Genomic DNA, 12,512 nt, shown 5'->3' with positions numbered 1-12,512 from the left:
GCGACCGCGGTCGGGGGGGCCGCGGTCGCGGTCCGGCCTACTTCGTCAGGACCGCCGCGACTTCGGGGATCCGATCGACGTAGCCGCGCACCAGGTCCCGCGCGACACTGACACTGTCGACCAGCGGGTGGAGTGCGAACGCCTTGAGCGCCTCGTCCTTCGAACCGGTGAGCGCCGCCTGGATCGTGTGCCGCTCGACCGCCTTCACCTGGGACATGAGCCCGATCTGGTGCAGGTCGGGCTGGTCGGTCGTCATCGGGTGCACGCCGTTCGCGTCGACCATCGTCGGGACCTCGACCACGGCGTCCCGCGGGAGGCCGGCGATCGTGCCGTTGTTGCGCACGTTGAGGATCATCGTCTGGCGCTCGTTCCGGCTGATCGCCGCCATCACGCCGAGGGCGACGCCCGCGTACCCCTGGTGCGACGGGTCGGTCTCTCGTTCCTTCGGGTCGACCGGGTCGTCCTGCGTGCCGCCCTTCGCCTCCGCCATGTACGAGGCGCTGCGCCGCGCGACGGTCTCCCGCCAGAGGTCCGCCACGCCGTTGCCGGCCGCGCTCGCACGGTCGTAGAAGGCCGACTGGCTCTCGGCGAGGAAGTCGCCACGGGTCTTCCCCGACGAGACGATCGACCTGACCGCGTCACGGTTGAAGTAGTAGTAGTACAGGTACTCGTTCGGGATCGCACCGAGCGAGCGGATCCAGTCGAGGCCGAACACGTGGCCCTCCTCCATGGCGCCGAGCCGGCCGTCGTCGGCCATGAGCTCCGGCAGGACGTCGCGACCGTCGTACATGACACGGCGCATCCAGCCGAGGTGGTTCAGACCGACGTAGTCCATCTGCACCCGCGTGTGGTCGAGGCCGAGCATCCCCGCGACCCGACGGCCGAGCCCGGACGGGGTGTCGCAGATGCCGAGGACGCGGTCGCCGAGCACGGTCTGCATCGCCTCGGTGATGATGCCGGCGGGGTTCGTGAAGTTCATCACGTAGGCGTCCGGGGCGAGGTCGCGGATGACCTTGGCCGCGTCGACCATGACGGGCACGGTGCGGATCGCGTACGCGAGACCGCCGGGGCCGGTGGTCTCCTGCCCGAGGACGTCGAGGTCGAGGGCGACGTGCTCGTCACAGCGGCGCCCCTCGAGCCCGCCCACGCGGAGCGCGGCGAACACGAAGTCACTGCCCTCGACCGCGCGGTGCAGGTCGGTCGTCGGTTCGAGCACGGGCGCGTCCGGGAACTCGGCGGCGAGCTCGGTCAGGATCGCGACCATCGCGCGCAGCCGGGCCTCGTCGACGTCGTAGAGTGCGACCCGGTCGACCCGGGGAGTGCCGGTGTCACGAAGCAGGGCCTGGTACACGTACGGCGTGCGGAACCCGCCGCCCCCGAGGATGCAGAGCTTCATGTGGTGATGACCTCTCCGCCGGCGTTCCGGCTGTGGGCGAGTGTGTCGTCGGGCGCACCGGTCGTGGTGATCAGCGTGTCGACGTCGGTGAGGGAGCAGAGCCGGAGCGCTCCGGTCCCGGGGAACTTCGCTTCGGACGCGAGCAGGACGACGCGCTCGGCGGCGGCGATCATCGACTGCTTGATGGGCGCTTCGACCGCCATGTTGTCCACGACGTGCCCGTTCGCCCGGACGCCGGTGCACGAGAGGAACAGCACGTCCGCACTCACCTGCTCGAGCGCCGCCTCGGCGAGGGAGCCGACGAGCGTCCGGTAGTTGCGTCGCACCACCCCGCCGAGCAGGACCAGACGGACGGCGTCGTCGTCACGCAGGACGTCGAACACCGCGAGGTTCGTGGTGATCACCGTGATGTCGCGTCCACGCAGGAGCTCGGCCACGAGCGGCGTCGTGGTGCCGATGTCGAGGATGACGACCTGGCCGTCCTGCACCATGGCCGCTGCGGCGACCGCCATGCGGTGCTTCAGGTCGTAGTCCCCGGCGGCCTCGAACGGGGCCTCGACCACCTCGTCGTCCTCGTCGCCCGACGCAGCGCCGTGCGGGCCGCGCGGGAGCTCCCGGGTCGTCTCGCCCGGTGCGACGACCGCGCCGCCCCAGGTCCGCACGAGCTCGCCGTTCCGGTCGAGCATCTCGAGGTCGCGTCGGATCGTCGCGGCGCTGACCCGCAGCGCGAGCGCGAGTTCCTGCACGGAGGCAGCACCGTCGGCACGGAGGGCCTCGATGATGCGGTTCTGCCGCTCGCGCAGGATCATGCGACCCACCGTAACCCAGATCGAGCAGGATCACGCAACAATGAACATGTCGAATTCGAAACTCGAACAGACTTAACAAATCTGGCGCAATCGAGTAACGTCTCCGCAACATCGGTCGCGCAGGCTCGAACACACGCGGTCGACCCCCTGATCCGCGACGACGAGGAGCAGCCGTGACCCAGCCGAACCCGACGCCGGCCCCCGGAGCCCTGCTCTTCGCGGGCGATGTCTACTGCGACCTGGTGTTCGCCGGCGTGACCGCTCCCGAGCAAGGGGCGGAGGTGTTCGCCGACGCGTTCACGGTGACGCCGGGCGGTGTGGCGAACCGAGCGGTCGCAGCGGCACGCGCCGGGGCACCGACGAAGCTCCTCAGCCGCCTCGGCGACGACGTCCTCGGGCGGCACGTGCACCAGGTGCTGACCGAGGAGCCGCTGCTCGACACGTCGATGCTCGACCTCCTGCCCGGCGTCCAGAGCGCGGTGTCCGTGGCCTTGACCGGCCCGGAGGACCGCAGCTTCATCACCTACGAGGAACACCTCGGACCCCTGCACGTGCCGGACGACCTCGGCCCGGTCGCGGCGACGCACGTCGGCATCGCCCGCCCGCTCCCCGACTGGGTCGCCGCCCTCCGCCGCGGCGGCACGACCGTCGTCGGCGGCGTCGGCTGGGACCACACCGGCGTGTGGTCCGGCGACGTGCTCGACCGGCTCGCCGAGATCGACGTCTTCGTGCCGAACGACGTCGAGGCGATGCGCTACACCCGCACCGACTCCGCGCTCGACGCGGCGAAGGTCCTCGCCGAGCGCGTCCCGCTCGCCGTCGTCACGCGCGGCGCGGACGGTGTCGTCGCCGTCGACTCCGCGAACGGCGTCGTCACCGCGAGCACGATCCCGGTCGACGTCGTCGACCCGACCGGCGCCGGTGACGTGTTCGTCGCGGCGTTCATGGCCGGCGACCACCACGGCTGGGACCTCCTGACGCGGTTGCGCTTCGGCGCAGCGTCCGCCGCGTTCGCCGTCACCGGACTCGGCGGTGCGGCGAGCGCCCCGCACCCCGACCAGCTCCGCACGTTCGTCCACCGTGCGGCCCCGGACGACGACTGGTCGTTCCTCGACGCCGTCGCACTCACGGACGCCTGACCCCCGCTCCCTCCCACCCGAAGAACGGACCACCATGAAGCACTCCAGCAAGGCGACGCTCCTCCTCGGCGTCGCGGCGGCCGTGGCCATCGGCCTGACCGGCTGCACCCCGGGCGGGTCGGCAGCGCCGGCCGCGTCCCAGAGCCTCGGACCGGTGTCGAAGGACGTCGGGTCGGGCAAGACCACGCTCACCGTGTGGGACCAGAACACCGACACGGGCATCAACGACGCGCAGCAGGAACTCAACGACGAGTTCGAGAAGGCACACCCGAACATCACGATCAAGCGCGTGTCCCGGTCGTTCGCCGACCTCAAGACCACGCTCAAGCTCGCGCTGTCGGGCAACACCCCGCCGGACGTCGTGCAGGCGAACCAGGGCTACCCGGACATGGGGGCGTTCGTGAAGGCCGGCTTCCTCCGACCGGTGGACGACTACGCGAAGCTGTACGGCTGGGACGACTACTACCCGTCGAGCCTGCTGAAGCTCAACTCGTTCTCCTCCGACGGGAAGACCTGGCAGGGCGACGACCTCTACGGCGTCTCGCAGACCGGAGAGCTGGTCGGCCTGTACTACAACAAGGCGGTCCTGCAGAAGGCCGGCATCGACTCCCCGCCGAAGACCGTCGCCGAGCTCACCGAGGACATGCAGAAGGTCAAGGCCGCGGGCACGCTGCCGCTGAGCTACGGCGACGTCGAGAAGAGCCCCGGCATCCACCTGTACGGTCTCGTGCTCTCCGCCCTCGCCGGCCACGACGCGGTGAACGACCTCGTCGCGGGCAAGTCCGGCAGCTGGACCGGCGACGACGAGGTGCAGGCCGCGAAGACCATCGCCGACTGGGTGGACGAGGGCTACGTCACCGAGGGCGCGAACGGCGTCTCGCGTGACGACGCCGTCGCCGCGTTCGGGAAGGGCCAGTCGGCGTTCCTCATCACCGGCACCTGGTACCAGGCCACCCTCGAGGCGGCGTCCTCCGCGAAGGACATCGGCTTCACCGCCCTCACCCCGGACGGCGCCAGCGGGCCGGTCACGATGGGCGGAGAGGGGCTCGCGTGGGCGATCACCTCGAAGACGGGGAACGCGAACGCCGCCGCGGCGTACATCGACTTCGTCACGAACAAGGACGCCGCGAAGGTGCTCGTCGACAAGGGCAACCTGCCGACCGTGGTCCCGGAGGGCGACCGGCCGGAGCCCGGAACCATCGCCGGCGACATCACGAGCAACTACGAGTCGATCTCGTCGTCGAACAGCATCACGCCGTACCTCGACTACGCGACCCCGACGTTCTACGACACCATCACGGCGGCGATGCAGGACCTCGTCGCGGGCAAGGCCTCCCCGGAGCAGTACACGAAGACGCTCCAGGACGACTACGCCGGCTTCGTGAAGCAGTAGGCAGGAGCACCGTGACCCAGTTCACCGGAACCACGGCGGGCGCTGCCGACCGCAGCGCCCGCCGTGGCCGGACCCGCCAGGCCACCGGCGGCGTCCGCAAGCGGCGGCGGAGCCTCGTCGCCTACCTCTACGTGTTGCCGGCGTTCGTCGTGTTCGCGGTGTTCCTTGGCGTGCCGTTCCTGCAGAGCGTGCAGTACTCGTTCTACGACTGGGACGGCCTGTCGGTCGCGACGTGGGCGGGCTTCGCCAACTACGCGAGCGTCTTCACCGACGCGCAGCTCCGGGCGTCGTTCGGGCACGCGCTCGTCCTCATGGTCTTCTACGCCGCGGTGCCCGTCGCACTGGCGCTGTTCCTCACCGCGCTCATCTCGCGGGCGAACCGACTCCGGGGCATGTCGTTCTTCCGGACGGTGCTGTTCCTCCCCCAGGTGATCGCGTCCGTCGTCGTCGCGACGATCTGGGTGTCGATCTACTCCGCTGACGGACTCCTCAACGACGCGCTGCGACTCGTCGGCCTCGGTCAGTTCGCGCAGGTGTGGCTCGGCGGGTACGACACCGCCCTGCCCGCGATCGGCTTCGTCGGCACGTGGCTGAACGTCGGTCTCTGCCTCGTGCTGTTCCTGTCCGGGGTCGGCAACATCCACCCCAGCCTGTTCGAGGCCGCTCGGATCGACGGCGCAGGCGCTGCCCGGGAGTTCCTCTCCATCACCCTGCCGTCGCTCCGGGGTCAGATCGCCGCCGCGCTCACCCTGACCGTGGTGTCGGCGCTGAAGACCTTCGACCTCGTCTACGTGACGACGAGCGGCGGCCCCGGGAACTCGACGTCGGTGCCCGCGTTCGAGGCGTACAACCGGGCGTTCCAGACCGGGCAGGTCGGGTCGGCGGCAGCCGTCGCCGTGTCCCTCACGGTCGTCATCATGATCGTCACGGCGCTCATCAGCCGTCTCCAGCCGAAGGACGTCGCATGAGGCTCTCCCTCCGCGAGAAGACCGTCGACTACGTCATCCTGTCGCTCTTCGCCCTGTTCGCGATCATCCCGCTCGTCGGCGTCCTGCTGTCCTCGGTGACGCCGTCGGCCCAGAACTCCGGTGGCTTCACGGTCCCCACCACGATCGACCTCGGCAACTTCGGCGCCGCCTGGAACCAGGGCCACTTCGCGTCGTACATGTTCTCGAGCGTCCTCGTGACCGTGTCGGTGGTCGTCCTCACCGCGGTCCTCGCCGTCTTCGCCGGGTTCGCCTTCGCCCGCCTCGACTTCTTCGGCTCGAACGTCATCTTCTTCGTCATGCTCGCCGGCCTCATGCTCCCCGCCGAGGCCTTCATCATCCCGCTGTACTTCAACCTCCGGTCCGTCGGCCTGACGGACACCTACGCGAGCCTGATCCTCCCGCAGACCGCCCAGTCCCTCGCGTTCGGCATCTTCTGGATGCGGAACCAGTTCCGCAGCTTCCCCGGCGAGGTGATCGAGGCCGCCCGACTCGACGGCGCCCGCGACGTGCGACTCCTCTGGCAGGTCATCGTGCCGTCGTCGATCGCGCCGATCATGACCATGGCGCTCCTCATCACGATGTGGACCTGGAACGAGTTCCTCCTCCCCCTCGTCCTCATCACCAGCGAGGACCACCGCACCGCGCCGCTCGGCCTCGCCTTCTTCAAGGGCGCGCACCTCACCGACTTCTCACTGCTGTCCGCCGCCGGTGTGATCGTGGCCCTCCCGATCGTGCTGCTCTACTTCTTCCTGCAGAAGCGCTTCATCTCCGGGATGCTCGGCGGCATCGCCGACCGCTGAGCGGTCGGACGGCGCTCGCCGCAGGCTGCGCGCCGTGATCGCGGTGACCACCGGACGGGAGGCACGGTGCAGGCTCGCACCGTGCCTCCCATCCGACCGGTGGTCACGCCCGACGCGAGATCCCGTCAGAGGGCGCGCGCGTAGTCGACCGTCGGGTAGGCGACGAAGCCGAGCGACTCGTAGAGCGCTCGGGCCGGCGCGTGGAACGGGTCGCCGCCCGTGCCGATGTGGACGACACGGACGCCGCGCTCCCGGAGCCGGTGGACGACCTCGACGCACAGCGTGCGGGCGATGCCGCGGCGGCGGGCGTCGGGGTGGACCGCGACGAGTTCGAGGCGTCCCGACGTCCCGCCGGTGACGTTCCAACCGACGTAGCCGAGGGGACGGCCGTCCTCCTCGGCGAGGGTGACGAAGCGGTCCTCGTGCGGCGCGAGCAGGGCGGGGACCTCGGCGCGGTAGTCGTCCTCCCACCGACCGTGGTCGTGGGCGGTGACCTCGGGCCGGACAGCCGGGAGCGAGGTGGTGAAGAGCGGGCGGAAGACCTCGATGGTGAGGTCGGTCAGCGCCGGCAGGTCGGCCGGCGTGCAGTCGCGGATGAGCATGGGCGTCCTTCGGTTCGTGAGCGTGCTGACGGGCTCCGGTCCGGGTGGACGGGAGCGGTGGACGGCCGAGGGCCGTCGGTCAGCGGCGGGTACGCCAGCTCGCGAAGCACTCCATGCCGACACCGTACGCCCGGTCCGGTCCGCCGTGACCTGGTGGGGCACGGGGACGGCGCGTACCGTCGACCCCGTGCAGGGCATCGGGATGATCGACGAGGCGGGACGGCTCCGCCTGATCGGCGCCGGGGCCGCGGGTGCGGCGTTCAGCGTGGTCCTCGTCGTGCTCGTGCTGTCGTCGTGGACGCCCGCCACCCCGACGGTACTGGTCGCCGTCGGCGTGCCCGCGGGTGCCGTCGGTGCCGCGATCGGCGTGCTGACGACCATGCGCTCGTGGCGCCTCGACGGCGGGTACGAACGGTCGGTCGAGGCGCAGCGCTGGGTCGCCGACGGGAAGGTGCCCTCGGACGTCCCCGCCGAGGTCTGGATCCCGATGCTGCAGGCGCAGGCCGACCGCGAGGGCGCCGGGTGGGGCAAGGTCCTGCTCGGCGCGCTGTGGATCGCGATGTCGTGGTCGATGCGCGACCAGCACGGGTCACTCGTCACGACGATGCTCATCGGCCTCTGGGTCGGCCTGGCGTTGTGGGGCGGCGTGGTCGTCGTCCCCCGGGCCCGCGCGGCGCGGGCGCTGCTGCGCGAGCGGGTCGCCGCGCTCTCCTGACTCCGCCGTCCGGTCCGCCCTGGGCGCTGCCCGGGGATCCGTCGCGCCCGCGTGACTACGCTCGGGAACATGCAGAGTCGCACCCTCGGACGCACCGGCCGCACAGTCTCCCCCGTCGGCCTCGGCACCTGGCAGTTCGGCGGTGACTGGGGGCCCGTCAGCGAGCAGGACGCGAACACCGTGATGGACGCCTCCGTCGAGGGCGGCGTCACGCTCTTCGACACCGCCGACGTCTACGGCGACGGCCGGAGCGAGCAGCTCATCGGTGCGTGGCGGGCGTCGAACCCCGATGTGCCGCTGACGATCGCGACGAAGATGGGGCGTCGCGCCGAGCAGGAGCCCGCGAACTACGTCGCCGCGAACTTCCGGGAGTGGGTCGACCGCTCGCGGAGCAACCTCCGCCAGGACACCCTCGACCTCGTGCAGCTGCACTGCCCACCCACGCCGGTGTTCGAGGACGACGCCGTGTACGACGCCCTCGACGCGCTCGTCGCCGACGGCTCGATCGCCGCGTACGGCGTCTCGGTCGAGACGGCCGACCAGGCGCTCACCGCGATCGCCCGCCCCGGCGTCGCGAGCGTCCAGATCATCCTCAACGCGTTCCGGCTCAAGCCGTTGGACCGGGTCCTCCCCGCCGCTCGGGAGGCAGGGGTCGGCATCCTCGCGCGCGTCCCGCTGGCATCGGGGTTGCTCTCCGGCAAGTACACGCCGGACACCGAGTTCCCCGAGCAGGACCACCGCAACTACAACCGGCACGGCGAGGCGTTCGACCAGGGTGAGACCTTCAGCGGCGTCGACTTCGAGGACGGCGTCCGCGCCGCGCAGGCCTTCGCTGCGTCCTTGCCCGAGGGCGTCTCCGTCCCGCAGGCCGCCATCGCGTGGGTGATCGCCCAGGACGGCGTCACCGCGGCGATCCCCGGCGCTCGCAACCCGGAGCAAGCGCGGTCGAACGCCGAGGCCGGGTCGCTCCCCGAGGTCGACGGCCTCGACCGCACCGTGCACGACCTCTACGACGAGTGGTTCCGCGCCACCGTCCACGACCGGTGGTGACCCGCGGCGCGCGGACCGTTCGCGCCCTCGTCAGCGGGGCCGCCGCCGTGCTGCTGCTCGCGGGGTGCTCGTCCGGCGCGGTCATCGGCACGACCGCGGCCAGCTCGACCGATGCGCCGCCGTGGCCCGCGCCGACGGACCTCACGGCGCGGGCGGACGCCGCCGGACTGTCGAACGTGTGGGGCGAGCGGCTCGCCGAGCACGTGCACACACACCTGACGATCCTCGACGGCGGCGAACCCGTCACGGTGCCGGGGAACATCGGGCACTCCGACCGGGCGAAGTTCGCGGCACAGATCCACACGCACGACACCTCGGGGATCATCCACGTCGAATCGCCCACGAAGGACTCGTTCACACTCGGGCAGTTCTTCGACGAGTGGGGCGTGTCCATCGGGCCCGCACACGTCGGCGGCCTGCACGGCCACCTCACCGTGTGGGTCGACGGTCAGCGGTTCTTCGGCAACCCGCGGTCGATCGAGCTGACGAACCTGCGACAGGTCGTGCTCGAGGTCACCACTATCGGCGAGGCACCACACCGCCCGGCCCCGTTCGACTGGCCGCCGCAGTACCACTGACCGCGTGCGGTGCTCGCACCCGCGCCGCGATGCTGGGGCTCGGTGGCCGGTACCCGAGCCATCTGCGTCCCTCACCGTGCGAGCCGCGCGGGTCTCCGTGCGAGGTTGCACGCGAGGTGCGACCCGATCCGGTGCGCACCGAGTGGGAAACCTCGCACCGAGGCTGCGGCCACCGAAGCCCCTTCGCACGGTGCGAGGGATCGCAGGGCCAGAGTCGTGGAACCGCGGCGCGCGGCAGCGGCAGCGACCGCGACCGCGACGGCAGCGGGGCTCAGGCCTCCTTCGGCGCGGTCCAGGACAGGTCGAGGTCCCACTCGGCCACGGCACCGGTGCCGAGCTGCCACACGTACTCGTTCTTGAGCTTCCGCCCGTCGTCACGGAACGGCCCCGTCCGGTACGGGTAGAACGCGACCGTCGGCAGGGTCCCCGGGGGTGCCGTCCGGATCGCGTTCGAGAAGTCCTTGTTCAGCCGCCGCAGCTCCGACACGACGGCCGGTCGCGCAGCCGCGGCGTCGAAGTCGTCGGCACCGGAGGCCAGCTGGAACGCGATGTGCAGCTGCCGGTCGCCGCGGTCGTCCTCGTAGCTGATGAGCCGGTGGTTCTCCACGGCCTCGAGCAGCCCCGGGTCGCCGTAGACGACGTCCCGCACCACGTCGGGCGCCACGACCGCGCCGTTGTAGTCGACGGAGAGGTCCGACCGCCCGTAGTGGAACAGCAGCGGCAGGTCGAGCTCGGCGGAGTCCGCGAGCTCGTCGAAGCCGTGCGCGCGGAGGGTCTGCTGGAGCGAACGCATCCGCACGACGTGGCCTCGGTCGTGGATGTTGTACCGGATGCGCGGGCTGATGTTCTCCGATCGGGTGATCGTGACGACGAGCTCCCCGAGGTCGTTCGTCTCGATGAGGTACCCGAACGGGTTGAACTGGAAGATCATCGGCAGGACGCCGTACTCCCCCTGCTTCGTCAGCGCGCCCGACAACTCCGGTGACGCCGCGATCGCCCGCCGCAGTGCGACCGAGAACGGCGTCTCGATGCCGAGGTTGATCTCGAGGTCGCTCGCCCCGTACGAACCGAGCACCGCCTGCGCGTACTGCTCGATGTGGGCACGCATGTTCTCGCTGATGCCCTCGCCGCCGAACGCCGCGACGATCGTGTACCGGCTCCAGTCGAGCCGGTCGTCCTCGAACAGCGCCTTGAGGAACGGCGGGTAGCTGCAGATGATGTACGTGAAGTCGGGGCCGAACTCCCGCATCGTCTGCACGATCTTGTCCCGATCAGGGCCGATCGACTTGATCATCGACGACTCGGTCAACGACGCCGTCACGTTCATGCCGGTCGCCCAGGCACCGAGCGAGAACGCGTTCAGCACGAACGGCTGCTTCGGGAGGTCCTTCGCGGTCCGCGAGAACCCGAGCTGCAGCAGCTGCCGGGTCGCCTGCCGCTCGTCCGGGCCGCGTACCCAGCTCGTCGGCGTGCCGCTCGACCCGCTCGACTCGTCGACGACGACCCCGCGCCGCGGGAGCCGTCCGTCGAGGCACCGCTCCGGGATGCTCCACCGCTTGACGTAGGAGTCCTTGTCCATCTCGGGCAGGCCCGCGAGCGCGGCGGCGATGCCTCCGCGGGTGTCCAGCCGGGAGGCGCGCCCCCGCTCCGCCAGGAACGCCCGGTACGCGGGCACCCGCTTCGCCGCGCGCTCCGCCGTCCGCCACGCACGCCACCGCCCGAGGGTCCACCGCAACGGCTCGATGCCCGGGGCGAGCAGGAGCTTGTGGGTCTGCACGCGTGGCATGAAGAGGGCGACGAACGTCTCGACCACCCACACCACCGAGAACACCGCTGCGCGCTTCACGAGTCCGCTCCGATCGTCATCGCCGACGCCGGGCGCCGGTGTGCCAGAGGTGGTGGGGCGCTGTGCCCGAAGCGGAACAGCATCCACGCCATCTCGCCGTCGGACTCCTCGACCCCGGCGCGCTCCACGAACGCGGCGTGCGAGCGCGGGTTCGTGATCACCGTCCCGAAGGGGTGCAGGGCGATCCCCCGGCCGGTGAAGTCGAGCCAGATGCGCATGAACACCCGGCCGGCCTCGACGTACTCGGCCGGCGAGGAGAAGGGGCCCTCCAGCCAGCCGAGCTGCCGGACACCGCGCATCGTCGACAGGTACACCCGCTTGAACAGCCCGCCCACACCCGGCGCCTCCCACAGTCCGCGGTGCTCCATCGCGAAGCGCAGCACCGGGCCGGGCATGAGCATCGTCTCGGCGGAGAGGCCGTCGCCGGTCTCGGCCGCCTGCCGCTTCGAGAACCGCAACCAGTGCAGGATCTCCTCGTGCACAGCGTCGTTCCGGAGGTCGTCGAACAGGGTCTCCTGGTTGACACGCACGATCTCGTCGACGGTCGCGCGGTCCGCGGTCGTCCGGAACCGGTGCCCCGAGGCCGTCGCGATGTCGACGGCGGCCGACAGGGCGACGGCGTCCACGACCGTCGCGTCGTAGGGCCTGCGCGAGGTGCGCCGCGTGGTGAAGCGCGCCAGTGCCTCCCGGTCGTCCGCGGTGACCGTGTGCGGACGCAACGTGACCCGACCGAGCCGGTGCAGGTGGTCCGCCGGGTCGCGGTCGAGCCGGGTGAAGTCCATCTCGGCGTGGTCGAGGTCCTCGGACACGGTGAACCCGTGCGCGCGGGCCACGACGTCGAGCCCGGCGAGGAAGACCCCGGCGCACACGTGCCCGAACGGGATGCCGAACGACTCCGCCGGCAGCCCTCGGTGCAGGTCGTAGAGCACGGTCGCCGTCCGGTCGTCCTCGACGCGGAGCACGATCGGCTGCGAGTTGTGCGGTGACGGGTAGTGCCGGGCGTCCTCGACGATGCCGGTCCACGGTGATGCCATCGTTCCCCCTCGGTGGTCGTGGCGCCGATGCTACCCACACCCCTCCGACGCTCATGCCCGCGGCGACATGCACGGGAGCGGACGCCCGACGCCGCACAGCGCGACGGCGCGGCGGTGCGGCGCGGGAGCGCCAGGCGGTGCGGCGCGTGAGAGCGCCAGGC

At 71.0% G+C, this 12,512-nt stretch carries 12 protein-coding genes; 7 read left to right on the top strand and 5 right to left on the bottom strand.

Annotated features, from left to right (window positions below):
• Window positions 1–37 precede the first annotated feature (37 nt).
• Window positions 38–1,396 (bottom strand): 6-phospho-beta-glucosidase, encoded by a 1,359-nt coding sequence (locus ACSW7Y_RS12215; RefSeq protein ID WP_438126546.1) that lies wholly within the window; start codon window positions 1,394–1,396, stop codon window positions 38–40.
• The gene (locus ACSW7Y_RS12210; protein WP_438126545.1) at window positions 1,393–2,205 is read right to left on the bottom strand and encodes a DeoR/GlpR family DNA-binding transcription regulator; all 813 of its coding nucleotides are present in this window, start codon (window positions 2,203–2,205) and stop codon (window positions 1,393–1,395) included. Before ACSW7Y_RS12210 ends, ACSW7Y_RS12215 begins: the two co-directional genes overlap by 4 nt.
• Window positions 2,206–2,378: 173 nt before the next feature.
• Between ACSW7Y_RS12210 and ACSW7Y_RS12205 the strand changes: the two genes are divergently transcribed.
• Genes ACSW7Y_RS12205 through ACSW7Y_RS12190 form a run of 4 tightly spaced genes read left to right on the top strand, consistent with a single transcriptional unit; the run spans window position 2,379 to window position 6,526 of the window.
• Complete coding sequence (locus tag ACSW7Y_RS12205) at window positions 2,379–3,344, top strand: carbohydrate kinase family protein (protein WP_438126544.1); 966 nt, start codon at window positions 2,379–2,381, stop codon at window positions 3,342–3,344.
• 34 nt (window positions 3,345–3,378) lie between these two features.
• Window positions 3,379–4,737, top strand: a complete 1,359-nt coding sequence (locus tag ACSW7Y_RS12200) for an extracellular solute-binding protein (RefSeq protein WP_438126543.1) — start codon at window positions 3,379–3,381, stop codon at window positions 4,735–4,737.
• Window positions 4,738–4,748: 11 nt separating this feature from the next.
• Window positions 4,749–5,705 (top strand): carbohydrate ABC transporter permease, encoded by a 957-nt coding sequence (locus ACSW7Y_RS12195; RefSeq protein ID WP_438126542.1) that lies wholly within the window; start codon window positions 4,749–4,751, stop codon window positions 5,703–5,705.
• Window positions 5,702–6,526, top strand: a complete 825-nt coding sequence (locus ACSW7Y_RS12190) for a carbohydrate ABC transporter permease (RefSeq protein ID WP_438126541.1) — start codon at window positions 5,702–5,704, stop codon at window positions 6,524–6,526. The genes ACSW7Y_RS12195 and ACSW7Y_RS12190 overlap by 4 nt, the downstream gene beginning before the upstream one ends.
• 125 nt (window positions 6,527–6,651) lie before the next feature.
• Here ACSW7Y_RS12190 and ACSW7Y_RS12185 read toward each other — a convergent pair whose 3' ends face one another.
• Window positions 6,652–7,128 (bottom strand): N-acetyltransferase family protein, encoded by a 477-nt coding sequence (locus ACSW7Y_RS12185; protein ID WP_438126540.1) that lies wholly within the window; start codon window positions 7,126–7,128, stop codon window positions 6,652–6,654.
• 187 nt (window positions 7,129–7,315) lie between these two features.
• Here ACSW7Y_RS12185 and ACSW7Y_RS12180 point away from each other — a divergent pair, with 187 nt between their 5' ends.
• The 3 genes from ACSW7Y_RS12180 (at window position 7,316) to ACSW7Y_RS12170 (ending at window position 9,471) form a co-directional block, all read left to right on the top strand.
• Window positions 7,316–7,843, top strand: a complete 528-nt coding sequence (locus tag ACSW7Y_RS12180) for a hypothetical protein (protein WP_438126539.1) — start codon at window positions 7,316–7,318, stop codon at window positions 7,841–7,843.
• A 69-nt stretch (window positions 7,844–7,912) separates the two neighbouring features.
• On the top strand, window positions 7,913–8,893 hold the full coding sequence (locus tag ACSW7Y_RS12175; RefSeq protein ID WP_438126538.1) for an aldo/keto reductase: 981 nt from the start codon (window positions 7,913–7,915) through the stop codon (window positions 8,891–8,893).
• Window positions 8,890–9,471, top strand: coding sequence for a hypothetical protein (locus ACSW7Y_RS12170; protein ID WP_438126537.1), 582 nt, complete (start codon window positions 8,890–8,892; stop codon window positions 9,469–9,471). The genes ACSW7Y_RS12175 and ACSW7Y_RS12170 overlap by 4 nt, the downstream gene beginning before the upstream one ends.
• Before the next feature lie 271 nt (window positions 9,472–9,742).
• On the opposite strand, the gene ACSW7Y_RS12165 is transcribed toward ACSW7Y_RS12170, so the two are convergent.
• On the bottom strand, window positions 9,743–11,317 hold the full coding sequence (locus tag ACSW7Y_RS12165) for a CoF synthetase (protein WP_438126536.1): 1,575 nt from the start codon (window positions 11,315–11,317) through the stop codon (window positions 9,743–9,745).
• Window positions 11,314–12,351, bottom strand: coding sequence for a hypothetical protein (locus ACSW7Y_RS12160; protein WP_438126535.1), 1,038 nt, complete (start codon window positions 12,349–12,351; stop codon window positions 11,314–11,316). The genes ACSW7Y_RS12165 and ACSW7Y_RS12160 overlap by 4 nt, the downstream gene beginning before the upstream one ends.
• Between the last annotated feature and the right edge of the window lie 161 nt (window positions 12,352–12,512).

This window comes from Curtobacterium flaccumfaciens, assembly GCF_051548005.1.
In the GTDB taxonomy this organism is placed as follows: domain Bacteria; phylum Actinomycetota; class Actinomycetes; order Actinomycetales; family Microbacteriaceae; genus Curtobacterium.
The sequence above is the reverse complement of the archived record's forward strand: the minus strand, read 5'-3'. Positions and strand labels throughout refer to the sequence as shown.